Source organism: Ruegeria sp. AL2 (assembly GCF_056540845.1).
Genome location: NZ_JBQFXM010000003.1, coordinates 250,942 through 265,826 on the forward strand (window position 1 = coordinate 250,942; position 14,885 = coordinate 265,826).

General features: G+C 56.6%; 12 protein-coding genes and 1 tRNA gene. 8 read left to right on the forward strand and 5 right to left on the reverse strand.

Translation table 11 applies throughout. The features are described 5' to 3' along the window. Nucleotides 1-95: 95 nt before the first annotated feature. A complete protein-coding gene (locus tag ACR0ID_RS07075; protein WP_480475716.1) occupies nt 96-932 on the forward strand; it encodes an alkaline phosphatase family protein in 837 nt (278 codons plus the stop codon). Between the two features lie 10 nt (nt 933-942). Here ACR0ID_RS07075 and ACR0ID_RS07080 read toward each other — a convergent pair whose 3' ends face one another. The 5 genes from ACR0ID_RS07080 to ACR0ID_RS07100 form a co-directional block, all read right to left on the reverse strand. Next, a complete protein-coding gene (locus ACR0ID_RS07080; RefSeq protein ID WP_480604573.1) occupies nt 943-1,866 on the reverse strand; it encodes an alpha/beta hydrolase in 924 nt (307 codons plus the stop codon). A gap of 12 nt (nt 1,867-1,878) precedes the next feature. Continuing rightward, the gene (locus ACR0ID_RS07085) at nt 1,879-3,768 is read right to left on the reverse strand and encodes an acyl-CoA synthetase (protein WP_480545786.1); all 1,890 of its coding nucleotides are present in this window, start codon (nt 3,766-3,768) and stop codon (nt 1,879-1,881) included. Nucleotides 3,769-3,927: 159 nt separating this feature from the next. Beyond that, entirely contained in the window at nt 3,928-5,748 is a 1,821-nt protein-coding gene (locus ACR0ID_RS07090; protein WP_480604574.1) for an ABC transporter transmembrane domain-containing protein, read from the reverse strand. A gap of 127 nt (nt 5,749-5,875) precedes the next feature. After that, nucleotides 5,876-5,949 (reverse strand) — tRNA-Gly (locus tag ACR0ID_RS07095). A 103-nt stretch (nt 5,950-6,052) separates the two neighbouring features. Continuing rightward, complete coding sequence (locus ACR0ID_RS07100) at nt 6,053-6,925, reverse strand: MurR/RpiR family transcriptional regulator (protein ID WP_480482048.1); 873 nt, start codon at nt 6,923-6,925, stop codon at nt 6,053-6,055. Between the two features lie 127 nt (nt 6,926-7,052). On the opposite strand from ACR0ID_RS07100, the gene ACR0ID_RS07105 reads away from it, so the two are divergent. From ACR0ID_RS07105 to ACR0ID_RS07135, 7 genes are all read left to right on the forward strand, one after another. After that, the gene (locus ACR0ID_RS07105) at nt 7,053-7,814 is read left to right on the forward strand and encodes an N-formylglutamate amidohydrolase (RefSeq protein ID WP_480516130.1); all 762 of its coding nucleotides are present in this window, start codon (nt 7,053-7,055) and stop codon (nt 7,812-7,814) included. Nucleotides 7,815-7,830: 16 nt separating this feature from the next. Beyond that, the gene (locus tag ACR0ID_RS07110) at nt 7,831-8,352 is read left to right on the forward strand and encodes a TRAP transporter small permease subunit (protein ID WP_480475706.1); all 522 of its coding nucleotides are present in this window, start codon (nt 7,831-7,833) and stop codon (nt 8,350-8,352) included. Continuing rightward, a complete protein-coding gene (locus ACR0ID_RS07115) occupies nt 8,352-9,677 on the forward strand; it encodes a TRAP transporter large permease (protein ID WP_480604577.1) in 1,326 nt (441 codons plus the stop codon). The genes ACR0ID_RS07110 and ACR0ID_RS07115 overlap by 1 nt, the downstream gene beginning before the upstream one ends. A gap of 58 nt (nt 9,678-9,735) precedes the next feature. Further along, on the forward strand, nt 9,736-10,773 hold the full coding sequence (locus ACR0ID_RS07120) for a TRAP transporter substrate-binding protein (RefSeq protein WP_480475702.1): 1,038 nt from the start codon (nt 9,736-9,738) through the stop codon (nt 10,771-10,773). A 57-nt stretch (nt 10,774-10,830) separates the two neighbouring features. Next, nucleotides 10,831-12,192, forward strand: coding sequence for a glutamine synthetase family protein (locus ACR0ID_RS07125; protein WP_480604578.1), 1,362 nt, complete (start codon nt 10,831-10,833; stop codon nt 12,190-12,192). Nucleotides 12,193-12,286: 94 nt separating this feature from the next. Beyond that, nucleotides 12,287-13,669 (forward strand): aldehyde dehydrogenase family protein, encoded by a 1,383-nt coding sequence (locus ACR0ID_RS07130; RefSeq protein WP_480604579.1) that lies wholly within the window; start codon nt 12,287-12,289, stop codon nt 13,667-13,669. A 67-nt stretch (nt 13,670-13,736) separates the two neighbouring features. Then, nucleotides 13,737-14,882, forward strand: coding sequence for an iron-containing alcohol dehydrogenase (locus ACR0ID_RS07135; RefSeq protein ID WP_480604581.1), 1,146 nt, complete (start codon nt 13,737-13,739; stop codon nt 14,880-14,882). The last annotated feature ends 3 nt before the right edge of the window (nt 14,883-14,885 follow it).

Here is a 14,885-nt window from a genome sequence, read left to right on the forward strand (position 1 = left end):
CGTCGGGAATTTATTATTTGGGACGCGATTTGGCAGGCGCGTGGTTTCAACTCGCGTATCGTCCGCATGAAATACTCAGATCAAAGGGCCAAGCCATGGACCGTAAACTACTATTGATCATTCTGGACGGAGTACCATACCGGAATTTCCGCCGCCTGTTCGGCAACCTCGAAGGCTGGGTCGACAGCGGCGAAGCTCGGGTGTGGAAGCACCGCGCAGTGCTGCCTTCAACTTCGGCCAGTTGCTATGCATCGATCCATACGGGCGTAACGCCGCAAGAACACGGCTGCACCGGAAACGGCAACGTCTTTCGCCTGAGCCATAAGGATGTCTTTAGCCAGGTACGTGAGGCCGGCGGCGTGACTGGGGCTGTCACACACAGTTTTTGGTCGCAGTTCTTCAACCGTCACCCGTTCGACTATGTCCGCGACGTCGAATATGACGAGCCAGAGAGCCAGACCATCAATCACGGTCGCTTTCACAGCATGACCGGCTACGGCAAAGACAACCAGATGACCCCGTCCGACGTCGATCTATTTGCCACCTTGACCAATCTGTGTCTGCGCTTTGGGCTGGACTATGGCATCCTGCACACCTGTACACTGGACAGCATGGGGCACCGTTTCTATCACGACTGCGAAGAAATGGATCATGCCTGCTTTGTTGCAGACGAGATGCTGGCCCCGTTCATCCCTCGCTGGCGCCAATTGGGGTATGAGGTGATCGTCACCGCCGATCATGGCCAAGACGAGCGCGGACACCACGGAGGGCGCAGCCCCCTGCAACAGGAAACCGCGCTGTATTACTTCGGCGATGCCGACGGGCCTGACGTAGAAACCGTAATCGACCAGATCCAATTGGCCCCGACCATTCTGAGCCGATTGGGTGCGCCCCTCGCAGACACGATGAGGGCTAAGCCGTTCCTGATGTAACTGACTGACTTCAGTCGTAGGGCCAGATCTCTTGCCCCAGTGCTTCGATAGCGACCGAGATCCGTTCGAAGCTGTCTGCTGCGCGCTTTACCGAGGTTCGCGCACGTAGGTACCCATGAACAAGGCCAGGTTCGTTGATCCAATGGGCCTGACCACCAGCCGCGCTTATCCGCTCGCAATAGACCTTCCCGTCATCGCGGAGCGGGTCACAGTCAGCGGTAATCACAACAGTTGGCGGCAGTTTCGAAAAATCATTGTCCTGTAGCGGCGCGTAAGTCGGATCGCCCTGAGGCGGGGTACCTGCGTATCGGACGGTTTCGTAGAATTTAATATCGTCCAGTGTCAGTAAAGGAGCATGGGCGTGCTCAAGATATGAGCCGCGCGATTGGTCTCCGCCAAAACCGGGGTAGATCAGCACCTGCCCCAGTATATTGTCCAGCCGCCCGCGCGCATGGTGGGCGATAGCTGCTGCCAGATTTCCTCCCGCACTATCCCCGGCCAGAACAAGCGGGTCGCCATACTCAGCCGCCGCCCATTTCACAGCCGTCCAGCAATCCTGGAACTGCGCCGGATGCACATGTTCAGGGCACAGCCTGTAGTCAACTGAAACGACGCGGTATCCCGTTTGGGCACAGAACTCGGCACAGACATCATCATGGCTGTCCAGCCCGCCAACAACAAAGCCACCACCATGAAAATAGACGACCGTTCTGGTCGGATGTCCGGCGGTATAATGGCGGACCGGCACGCCATCGGCGTACAGGTCCTGGGTTTCGACACCGGCAGGGCGCGGTTGGCGAAACTGCTCGCACATCGTGTCATAGACGCGACGCTGGTCCTCGATGGACAAATCGACCGCATCATCCGGATAGCTTTCGGCCGTGCGGCGTATGAACGCCCAGGTTTCTTCGTCGATCAGGCGTTCATAGTCCATTGTTCCTCCGGCTTATTTGGACCACTCCCAGGGCCGGGTAAATGCGCCCAGGACTTTCGCGACATCGTCTTCCGAAGATCCGTTCGCGTCAAGCTGCGCGACAAGGCCACGTTTTTTATCGTCGATCACCAGAACAACCCGCGCAGCAAGACCCGCAGCGTCAAGAGCACCATTGTAGATGCGGGTGATGGCGTGTTTGCGCAGGTCCGGCTTGAACACCTTGCCGACCGCAGTTTTCGGCAACTCGTCAAGAATGGTTATATGCTTGGGTTGTGCGGCTCGCTCATGCACGTGAACTTTGCAATATTCCAGCAGCTCATTTTCAGTGACCGACGCCCCATCAACCAATTCAACAAAGGCACAGGGCACTTCGCCCGAATGCGCGTCCGGCTGACCGATCGCCCCCGCGAAGGCAACTGCATTGTGACCCAGCAGCGCCTCTTCGATTTCAGCAGGATCGATATTGTGACCACCGCGAATGATCAGGTCCTTGGCGCGACCGGTGATCCAAAGGTAGCCGTCTTCGTCAAACCGCCCCAGATCGCCCGTACGCAGGTATTTGTCAAAGTGATAAAGACCAATGTTCTTGTCGGCCTCAGTATACGTGTTGCCTGCGTACACACCGGGGTTCGAGATGCAGATCTCACCAATCTGATCAGTACCGCACTCTGTCGGCCCATCCGGTCCATCCAGCAGGATTTTGACATCCGTATAGGGGAACGGAATACCGATCGAACCGATCTTTTTCTCGCCATCCACGGGGTTGCATGAGACCAGACAGGTGGCCTCGGTCAGGCCGTAGCCTTCGACGATGGTGACGCCCGTCGCCTCTTCGAAGCGGCGGAACAACTCCACCGGCAGCGGCGCTGAACCCGAAAAGGCGGTTTTCACACTTGAGATATCTGCGTCCACCGGGCGTTGCATCTTGGCTGATATGGCGGTTGGAACAGTGATGATAAAGCTCACTTTCCAGCGCTCGATCAGCTTCCAGAAATTGTCGAACACACCGTCACCGCGATAACCTGCAGGTGTCGGGAAAATCACATGTGCACCCGACGACACGGCTGCCATCACGATAACATGCACGGCAAAGACGTGGAACATCGGCAGCGGGCACATGATGACGTCATTCTCGTCAAACAACAGCGTGTTGCCCAGCCAGCCGTTGTAGATCAGACCCGAGTATTTATGCTGCGCCACCTTGGGCATCCCGGTGGTCCCACCAGTGTGGAAGAAACAAGCAACGCGATCGTCCTTACTGTCCTCGAATGTCAGCGTCGTCGGTTGCTTGGCAAGTTCCTTGTTGAAGTTTTTGTAATCCGCATGCGCCAGCTTTTCCTTTTCGCCCATCTTGGGGCGCAGGAAGGGAACCAGCCACGATTTGGGAGGTGTCAGGTACCGGTTCAGGTCAATTTCCAGAATGGTGTTGACCTTGGGCGCGTGGCGCACCGCCTCTTCCACCTTCTGGGCAACATCCGTTTTCGGGAAAGACTTTAGCGTAACAACCACTTTGGCGCCTGTCTCACGCAGGATCGCCGCAATCTGCTCGGGCTCCAGCAGCGGATTGATCGGGTTCACAATGCCCGCAACTGCACCGCCCATCATGGTAATCAGTGTTTCGTTACAGTTTGGCAGCACATAGGCCACCACGTCTTTTTCACCCACACCCAGCGAACGAAACAGGTTTGCCGCCTGATTGACCTTGCCCAGAAGTTCAGACCAGGTCAGGGTTTCGGCTTTGTCATTGGGGCCAGAAAAAAGCTGAAAACTGATGGCATTGTGGTTCGGGAACTTCCCCGCCGTGCGCGACAGGAGCTGATGGAAGGTGACAGGCAGATCCCGATCCTCCCACGACATTTCCTGTTCCATGCGCGTCTTGTCTTCCAATCCCACAAAGGCCATGTGGTTCCTCCCGTTTTTCTCCCGTGTTTTTGCACGAGCTTGTTGTTCGCAACCAAGATGGAAGCAAAACAACCCTCGCGCAAGCGAGGCCTTAGCCTTCAAAGGGGGTAAAATGTAGAATGACGCTACGGCGAATTCACAAATGCCCGCGCGTCACTCCTATTCTGCCGCAACGCCATCTGTGAACTGCAGTCGTGCAAGGCGCGCATATAGCCCATCTTGGGACACCAGATCATCATGGCTGCCCTGCGCCACGATACGGCCCTCTTCCAGAACGACAATGCGGTCGGCTTTCTTTACGGTGGCCAATCTGTGCGCAACAATCAGGGTCGTGCGGCCGGCACGCATCTGATCCACTGCGCCCTGCACTGCACGTTCACTTTCCGCATCAAGGGCCGAGGTCGCCTCGTCCAGCAGCAGCACAGGTGCGTCGCGCAATATTGCGCGGGCGATTGCGATACGCTGCTTTTGCCCACCCGACAGCATGACACCGCGTTCGCCGACAAAACTGTCATACCCATCGGGCAATGCGGCAATGAAATCATGTGCGATGGCGGCACGGGCTGCGGCTTCTACTTCGGCATCCGTTGCGTCCAGACGACCGAAACGAATGTTTTCGCGGGCTGAGGCGGCAAAGATCACTGGATCCTGCGGCACCAATGACATGTACTTTCGGAAATCTGTGCGATCCAGTTCCCGCAGATCATGGCCATCCAACATCACGCGGCCCGAATTTGGGTCATAGAACCGTTGAATCAATTGAATGATCGTTGTCTTACCCGCCCCTGACGGTCCGACAAAGGCAACGGTCTCGCCCGGGTTTACCTGAAGCGACAAGTGATCCAGCGCGATTGTATCGGGGCGCGCTGGATAGCGAAAACTTACATCTTCGAACCGGATTTCGCCCCGGACGTCCTTTGGCAAAGGAGCGGGTTTGGCCGGGTCCGAAACCGAATCTTCGGCATTCAGCAACTCGACAAGTCGCTCGGTGGCTCCGGCGGCGCGCTGAAGCTCGCTCCAAATCTCGGACAGGGCCGCGACTGAACCCGCCATGATGATCGAGTAGATCACGAATTGAATCAGAACGCCCTCGGTCATCACACCGTTGCGTACGTCATTTGCACCCATCCACAGAACGCCAACGATGCCTGAGAATACCAGAAATATCACAATCACCGTTAGCACCGCGCGCGTCTGAATCCGACGCAGTGAAACGGTATAGGACATCTCGGTCATCTCATCAAATTGCTGCCGGCTGGCCTGTTCGTGGGTAAATGCCTGCACGGTCTGTACCGCCCCCAATGCCTCGCCCGCGTTTCCGGATGACGCAGCGATCCAATCCTGGTTTTCACGGCTGATCACGCGCAAACGCCGACCCAGAATCAATATCGGCACCACCACCACGGGGATAAGCAGCAAGACAAGCCCGGTCAGCTTGGCCGAGGTCAACAGCATCAGAACCAGCCCGCCGATAAACATCAGCATATTGCGCAGCGCGATGGAAACGGATGAGCCAAGAACCGATTGGATGAGTGTCGTGTCGGTGGTGATCCTGCTCAACACTTCACCGGTCATGATGCGTTCGTAGAATTCGGGGCTCATGCCGATCACACGATCAAATACAGCCTTGCGGATGTCAGCAACCACACGTTCCCCCAACCGTGTGACCAACGCATATCTGATACCGGTTCCCGCAGCCAGAACAGCGGCAATGCCCAACGCTGCCAAAAAGTACCAGTCCAGCAATTCACCGTCCTGAATGCGGAAATTGTCGACGACGCGCCGCACGGCCAATGGCAGGGTCAGCGTCATGCTGGCCGTCAGGATCAGCGCCATTGTCGCCCCGATCATCAATAGCCTGTAAGACTTCATGAAGGGCCAAAGCGACCCCAGCACCCCGATTTTCCTTGAGCGGGCCCGCTCTTCGCTAGCGCCAGGAGCCGCTGATTGTGCTGGTTTATTGGCGGTCTGTCTTGCCATGTCCGGCCCTTGTGAATTGAACGCTACAAAGTGAACGCTTTCTTGGCCCCAGCCGCCGTTCTGGTCAAGCATTCCTGCCAAAAACAGACAGCCATAAGGGCCATTTGACGCAGAAATTAGTGGGGATTGGAGCGGGTAGACGGAATCGAACCGACATAGCCTGCTTGGAAGGCAGGGGCTTTACCATTAAGCTATACCCGCAAATGGTTTGCGCTGGTTAAGTCATGCGCCGGGGCGCGTCAAGCGGGAATTGTGAAAATTTGCACGACCAAAACCGTGATATTTCCCGGTGGAAGTACGGCCTTCAATCGTGACTGCGGAATATCCGCGTCGAGGAGAAAAACCGCTCAAGTTCCTCGATGCGCTCCTTGCTTTCTTCCCACCGTGCCTCTTGCACTTCAGCGATCAGGGTCTCCGATATCAGCTGCAATGCTATTGTTGAATCCCAGCTAGATGGCGCCTCGACCAGTGCGTGAAAGGTGTAATTGGCGGTCTTGCCTATCGGTGATCCCCATTGGTCGGTGAACAGGATAACCGTCACGCCGCGGCTTGATGCGACCTGCGCCAATTTCTCGAGATAGGCCTCGTATCGGCGGATATCAAAAATCACCAGAACCGAGGTTTCATCCATATCAAGCAGGTACTGCGGCCAAACGTTTGCCGAATTGCCCAGCATCGTCACATTGGGTCGAATAATCTGCATGTGATTGAACAGATAGTCCGCATTTGAACGCGTGATACGCCCGCCCACGACGTAAAGATGGCGATCCGTATTTGCCAGAAGCTGGGCAACGGTGTCGAACATCTCTTTGTCCAGACGTTCCAGCGTGTGGCGCATATTTGTCCAAACAGCCTGCGCAAACCGCGTTGTGGGATGCTCCGCCGCGTCATCCACAACCCAGGCATCCCGTTTCGAGATCGGCTTTTTGATCTGTGCCGCCACCTCTTCTCGCAGGGCGTCCTGCAGGGCGGGAAAACCGTCGAAACCCAGCTTGCGTGCCATACGTATGACCGTCGGGGTCGAGACCTGCGCAGCAGCTGCCAGCTTGGTGATCGATTGCAAGCCGGTCATTGGATAATCCTGCAAAAGTACCGAGGCCAGCTGCCGTTCTGACCGTGTCAGATCGTCAAGCTCTTCCTGTATCCGCTGTTTGACAAGTTTCGCAACGGTGGCCATCGGCACCTTCATTTCTCAAATTTTTTACAGGATATGATTGTTTGTAATTTTGTCTACAGTAATTTTCTTGACAGGTCTGAGGTTGCTGTAACAAATGCTACTTATGCACCACGATTCCGAGACACCAATGCTACTACCAACCGAAGCTCCGGCAGCCCGCGCGCAGAATGCCAACGGCCGGGCGCAGTGCGTTTTGGTATGCGAACATGCTAGTCGATTCATCCCAGCGTCATTGAACGGATTGGGCCTGACTGAGGACGCAGCATTGTCTCATGCAGCATGGGATATTGGCGCATTGGCGCTTTCGGTCGAATTGATGAAGGCTTTGGACGCGCCGCTGGTTCATTCCTGCATCAGCCGTCTTGTTTACGACTGCAACCGCTCGCCTGAACGTGCAGATGCTATGCCGCAGGTAAGCGAAGTGTTTTCCATTCCCGGCAATGAGAACCTGACAGACACCCAACGCGCCCAAAGAATCCACGAGGTTTATGAGCCGTTCAAACAGCTTTTGTCGTCCACTCTGGACGCGCAGGACCGGCCGCCTGTCGTTGTCACGATGCACAGTTTCACGCCCGTCTACAACGGAAAGACACGATCAGTCGAACTGGGCATTCTTCATGACGAAGATGACAGGGCGGCCCAACTTATGCTGCGCTGTGCCAAGGGCTCGGGTCTGAATGCCGCGTTGAACGAACCTTACTCTGCCACGGATGGCGTCACGCACACGTTGCAGGAACATGCGATCAGTCGGGGGCTTCCGAATGTCATGGTCGAGGTTCGAAACGATCTTATCGACACACCAACGGGAGTAGACCGCATCGCCGGGATTCTGACGCCGATCCTGCAAACGGTAATTGATGCGTATTCGCACACAGAGGCGAAACAATGAGAGTTGAGGTATCGAGATGAAGTTCTTGCGGGGCTACGTGGCGGTCATTGATCGAACGAACCGCTGGATCGGACGCGTCGTCATGTACGGCATTTTCGTCATGATGGGTATTCTGTTCTGGTCTTCGGTCTCGAAAACCTTTTTCGTACCGTCGCTCTGGACACTCGAGATGGCTCAGTTCGCCATGGTGGCCTACTATATGCTTGGTGGCCCTTATTCGATCCAGATGGGGTCAAACGTGCGAATGGACCTGCTTTATGGCGAATGGTCTCATCGCCGCAAGGCCTGGACGGATGCCTTCACAGTCGTATTCCTGATCATTTATCTGCTCATCTTGCTGTGGGGTGGATGGGACAGCCTGATGTATTCTTTCCAATATGGCGGTGAGCGCAGCGCGACGATCTGGCGGCCCTACCTTTGGCCGGTCAAGCTGATCATGGTTATCGGTATCTTCCTGATGCTGCTGCAAGCCGTGTCCGAGTTGTTCAAGGATATCTTGCGCCTGTGCGGCGACGATATCCCGCGTGAGGTAATCTGATGTCATACGAGATGATTGCCTTGCTGATGTTCGCATCAATGATGCTAATGATGCTGACCGGCCAGCGCGTCTTTGGTGCAATCGGCTGTGTTGCTGTGGTTTCAGCCTTGTTCCTTTGGGGGGATAGGGGCGGTTACGATCTGGGTTTTGCCGCTGCGATCAAGGTCATGAAGTGGTACCCGCTGCTGACACTGCCCATGTTCATTTTCATGGGATACATCCTTTCCGAAAGCCGGATTGCAGATGATCTTTACAAGATGTTCCATGTCTGGATGGGTGGCTTGTCCGGTGGTCTGGCTGTCGGAACCATCGGACTTATGGTTCTGATCTCGGCAATGAACGGGTTGTCCGTTGCAGGTATGGCGATTGGTGCCACGATTGCCTTGCCGGAATTGCTGCGCCGGAACTATGACAAGCGCATGGTGACCGGCGTCATTCAGGCCGGATCATCCCTTGGGATTCTGGTGCCACCATCCGTTGTTCTGGTTCTTTATGCCATGATCGCGCGGCAACCCGTTGGCCAGCTATGGCTCGCCGGAGTGATACCCGGGCTAATGATGGCTGCCATGTTCATCATCTACATTGTCATCCGCTGCCGCATCAATCCGTCGCTCGGCCCGGTCCTGCCCGCGGAAGACCGCGACATTCCGTTGCGAGAAAAGCTGCTGCTGTTGCAAGCCGGGTTGTTACCCTTGGGCATATTTATGGTGATGATGGTCCCTTTTGTTAACGGTTGGACATCATTGGTGGAATCCTCTGCCATCGGAGCCACCACGGCCATGCTGGCTGCCTTTCTGAAAGGACGGCTGACACGCACGGTTTTCGAGAATTCAATTCGGCACACATTGGGCATCTCGTGCATGTTCATGTGGATCATTCTGGCGGCTCTGGCTTTTGGCGCTGTCTTCGACGGGTTGGGTGCGGTCAAGGCAATCGAAAGCCTGTTCACCGAAAAACTGGGTCTTTCCCCTTGGATGATCCTGGTTCTCATGCAGCTCAGTTTTATCCTGATGGGCACGTTTCTGGACGATACTGCCATGCTGGTTATCGTCGCGCCGCTTTACGTTCCGCTGGTGGGTGCGCTTGGCTTTGATCTTATCTGGTACGGCGTACTTTATACGATCACCACGCAGATCGCTTATATGACACCGCCATTCGGCTATAACCTGTTCCTGATGCGCGCGATGGCCCCCCCGGAAATATCGCTGCGCGATATCTACAGTTCGATCGTTCCATTTGTTCTGGTGATGGTCTGCGCCTTGGCCATAATCATCACCTTTCCTGAAATCGCGCTTTGGCTGCCGAATTATGTCTATGGAAATTAAGTTACAAGACCCCGGCAAGGGGCGAAGTTCAGCAAGACTAAACAGAGGAGAAAAGACAATGACTACAAGACGCAGATTTCTAAGCTCCGCCGGTCTGGCGGGGGCCGCCACACTGGCCTCTCCTGCGATCGTCAAAGCGCAATCCGCCATCAAGTGGCGGTTCCAGACCTATGCCGGTGGCGCATTGGGCGAGCATGTGACCAAGCCAGCCATCGATTACATCAACGCCAATGCCAATGGCGAGCTTGAGATCGAACTGTTCTATGCGGACCAGATCGTTCCGACAGGTGAACTGTTCCAGGCCCTGCAACGCGGCACGATTGATGGTGTTCATTCGGACGACGATTCCATGGCTTCGCCTACTCCGCTGCGTCAATTCGGTGGCTATTTCCCCTTCGCTACCAAGCATATTCTGGACGTTCCGGTGCTGTTCAACCAGTACGGTCTGGCTGATATCTGGCGCTCGGAATATGAGAAGGTTGGTGTGACGTGGCTGTCGGCAGCGGGTCAGGACCCCTGCAACTTCAACACCAAAAAGGAAATCAAAAGCCTTGGCGACCTGGATGGGCTGAAGCTCTATACCTTCCCGACGGCCGGGCGTTTTCTGGCCAAGTTTGGCGTTGTGCCGGTCAATATCCCCTACGAAGATGCGGAAGTGGCGGTGCAAACCGGTGAATTGGACGGAATGGCCTGGTCGGGCATCACTGAAGACTACACCGTTGGCTGGGCCAATGTGACCGACTACTTCCTGACCAACAACATCTCGGGCGCGTGGATTGGGTCCTGGTTTGCAAACCAGGAACGCTGGGCCGAGCTGCCCGACCACCTGAAATCGGTTGTGATGGCGGGCGTCGAAGCAGGCCACACCTATCGTAACCAGTGGTACTGGGGCGGTGAAGCGGCCTTGCGCGCAAAAGGTGACAAGCTACAGCTGCGTCAGGTTCCGGCAGCGGAATGGAAAGAAGTGGAAAATGCCGCTATCGAATTCTGGGACGAGGTCGCACAGGAAGGCGAAATTCACCAGAAGATCGTTGGTATCTTCCGTGAGTATAACTCGGTCATTAACCAGGCCGGTGCCCCTTACACCTTCGATTGATATCAAAACAGGGGCGCTGTCATTCGGCGCCCCTACTCAACGCATGAGGTTTGTTTCATGACCGCAACTCTGACTTTCGAAACCCTGAAATCGCTTGTCGCAGACGGCGCGATCGACACAGTATTGGTTTGCATGGTTGATATGCAGGGTCGTTTGATGGGCAAGCGTTTTCATGCAGGTCATTTTGTGGCTGGCGCGTGGGAAGAGACACATTGCTGTAACTACTTGCTGGCCACGGACCTCGAGATGGCGACGCCGGATGGGTATGCCTCGACCAGCTGGGAGCGGGGTTATGGCGACTATGTGATGAAGCCAGACCTTAGCACATTGCGCCCGGTGCCCTGGCTGGAAGGCACCGCGATGGTCATGTGCGATATGCTGGATCACCACACCCATGAGGAAGTGCCACATGCGCCGCGTTCGATCCTGAAGAAACAGGTGAACCGCCTGAAGGCGATGGGGTATGAGGCGATGTGCGCCACCGAACTGGAATTCTTCCTGTTCGCGAAGAGTTTTGATGCAATCCGAAAGGAAGGGTTCCGCGATTTGGAGCCGATCTCGGGCTATAACGAAGATTATCACATTCTGCAGACCACCAAGGAAGAGCATGTGATGCGCCCGATCCGCAACCACCTGTGGGATGCGGGCATCCCGGTCGAGAACACCAAAGGTGAGGCCGAGGCCGGGCAGGAAGAACTGAACATCAAATACGCACCAGCGATGGACACGGCAGAGTATCACTCGATCGCCAAGAACGCGGTGAAAGAAATCGCCTGGCAGCAGGGTCATGCGGCGACCTTCCTGCCGAAATGGCATCATGAAAGGGTTGGTAGCTCGTCGCATGTGCATCAGTCGCTATGGGCGGATGGCAAACCTGCCTTCTATGATGCCGGGGATGAACTGGGCATGTCGGCGCTGATGAAAAGCTATATGGCCGGCCTGCTGAAATACGCCGCTGATTACACGTATTTCATGGCACCGTACATCAACAGCTACAAGCGGTTCATGAAGGGCACCTTTGCACCGACACGGATCATTTGGTCTGTAGACAACCGTACGGCCGGGTACCGCCTGTGCGGGGATGGCACCAAGGCGATACGGGTCGAGTGCCGTATTCCCGGGTCGGACATGAACCCCTATCTGGCGATTGCAGGGATGCTGGCGGCCGGGATCGCAGGGATCGAAGAAGGGCTGGAGTTGCAGCCGCCGACCAAGGGCGATGTCTATCAGGGCGAGACGGGAAAGATCCCGGGTACATTGAAGGATGCACGCAACGCTTTGCACGGATCACAGATGCTGCGCGCGGCGATGGGCGATGAGGTTGTCGATCACTATACCCGTGCGGCTGAGGTCGAAATCGAGGAATTCGAGCGCGTGGTAACCGATTGGGAAGTGGCCCGCGGGTTTGAGCGGGCTTGAGAGGGAGGAAGCGAGGGGCCAGCCCCTCGCGCACCCCGGGATATTTATGGCCAGATGAAGCAGGGATCCTGCTCTCTTTAGAGATGGAGTAACTATGGGGCAGATGTTGCAATGTGTCTCGCCGATCGATGGATCGGTTTATGCGGAACGCGAGGTGCTGTCGCGGGAGGCTGCGTTTGAGGTCGCGGCGCGGGCGCGGGCGGCGCAGGGAGCCTGGGCAGCGCGACCGTTGCAGGAGCGGATTGATCTGGTGATGGCGGGCGTCGCGGCTGTCGGCGCGATGAATGATGAGATCGTTCCGGAACTGGCGCATATGATGGGTCGCCCGGTGCGCTATGGCGGCGAGTTTGGTGGCTTCAACGAACGTGCCAACCATATGGCAAAGATCGCCGAGACGTCACTGGCCGATATTGCCGTGGGTGAAGATGAAACCTTCAAACGCTATATCAAGCGTATTCCGCATGGGGTGGTCTTTGTGGTTGCCCCCTGGAACTATCCTTACATGACGGCGATCAACACGGTGGCGCCCGCGCTGATCGCGGGCAACACGGTTGTTCTGAAGCACGCAACCCAGACTTTGTTGGTTGGTGAGCGGATGGCGCAGGCGTTCCATTCGGCGGGGGTGCCCGAAGACGTGTTCCAGAATGTGTTCCTCAGCCACGACGTGACCAATGACCTCATCGCGGGTAACGCGTTCGACTTTGTGAACTTCACCGGTTCGGTCGGTGGCGGTCAGGCCATGGAGCGTGCGGCGGCGGGGACTTTTACGGGCGTGGGCACTGAACTGGGCGGCAAGGATCCGGGTTATGTCATGGACGACGCCGATCTGGACGCGGCGGTCGATACGTTGATCGACGGCGCGATGTTCAATTCGGGCCAGTGTTGCTGTGGGATCGAGCGGATTTACGTTCACGAAAGCCTGTATGATGACTTTGTCGCCAAGGCCGTTGAGATCGTGAAAGGCTACAAACTGGGCAATCCGCTGGACGCCGAAACAACCATTGGTCCGATGGCCAATGTGCGTTTCGCTGACGAGGTGCGCGCGCAGATTGCCGAAGCGGTTGAGGCCGGTGCGGTCGCGCATATTGAAGCCTTCCCCGAGGATGACGGCGGCGCATATCTCACGCCGCAGATTCTGACCAATGTGACCCATGATATGCGGGTGATGCGGGACGAAAGTTTTGGCCCGGTGGTGGGCATCATGAAAGTGTCCTCGGATGCTGAGGCCATCGCGCTGATGAACGACAGCGAGTTTGGTCTGACAGCCAGCCTTTGGACCCGCGATGTGGACCGCGCGGCGCGTGTGGGCGACCAGATCGAGACCGGCACCGTCTTCATGAACCGGGCCGACTATCTGGACCCTGGGCTGTGCTGGACCGGTTGCAAGAATACCGGGCGCGGCGGTGGTCTTTCGGTCATCGGCTATCACAATCTCACCCGTCCAAAATCTTACCACCTGAAGAAGGTCACGGGCTAAGGACGACGGCCTGCTCGGGTCTGACCCCCTCGCCCGAGCAGGTTTCAAATCACAAAGGAAACCTGACATGTCACTTGTTGGAAACTGGTCCTATCCGACCGCAATCAAATTTGGTGCCGGACGCATCAAGGAACTGCCCGCAGCCTGTGCCACAGCCGGGATGAAGAAACCCCTGTTGGTCACGGACAAGGGGTTGGCCGATCTGCCGATCACTGCGGCGACGCTGGATATCATGGAGGCAGCTGGTCTGGGCCGCGGTGTATTCAGTGACGTGGACCCAAACCCGAATGAGAAAAACCTCGACGCAGGCGTTGCGGCATACAAGGCCGGTGGGCACGATGGTGTGATTGCCTTTGGCGGCGGCTCGGGGCTGGATCTGGGCAAGATGGTCGCCTTCATGTGCGGCCAGACGCGGCCCGTGTGGGACTTTGAGGATATCGGCGACTGGTGGACCCGCGCCGACGCGGATGCAATCGCGCCGATCATTGCGGTTCCGACGACTGCGGGGACCGGTTCCGAGGTTGGCCGCGCCAGCGTCATCACAAATTCCGAGACCCATGCCAAGAAGATCATCTTCCACCCCAAGGTGCTGCCGACGGTGGTGATCTGCGATCCTGAACTGACGGTTGGGATGCCCAAATTTATCACCGCAGGCACCGGTCTGGACGCCTTCGCGCATTGTGTCGAAGCCTATTCGAGCCCGCATTATCACCCGATGAGCCAGGGCATCGCACTGGAAGGTATGCGTTTGGTGAAAGAATATCTTCCGCGCGCCTACGCAGATGGCAGCGACATTGAAGCCCGCGCCCAGATGATGAGCGCTGCTGCCATGGGCGCAACTGCCTTCCAAAAAGGTCTTGGTGCGATCCACGCCATGAGCCACCCGGTCGGCGCGCACTTCAACACCCATCACGGCACCACCAATGCGGTCTGCATGCCCGGCGTCCTGGATTTCAATGCTCCCGCCATCGCAGATCGTTTCCAGCAGGCTGCCGCCTATCTGGGTATCAACGGAGGGTTCGATGGCTTCCGCGCCTTTGTGCAGGAATTCAACGACAGCCTCGGCATCCCGCGAAAGCTGGCAGACCTTGGCGTTACCGAGACATCAATCCCAACGCTCGTCGAAGGCGCAATCATCGACCCGTCATGCGGCGGGAACCCGATTGAGTTGACCAAAGAAAACCTGACACAGCTGTTCAAAGCAGCGCTTTAATAA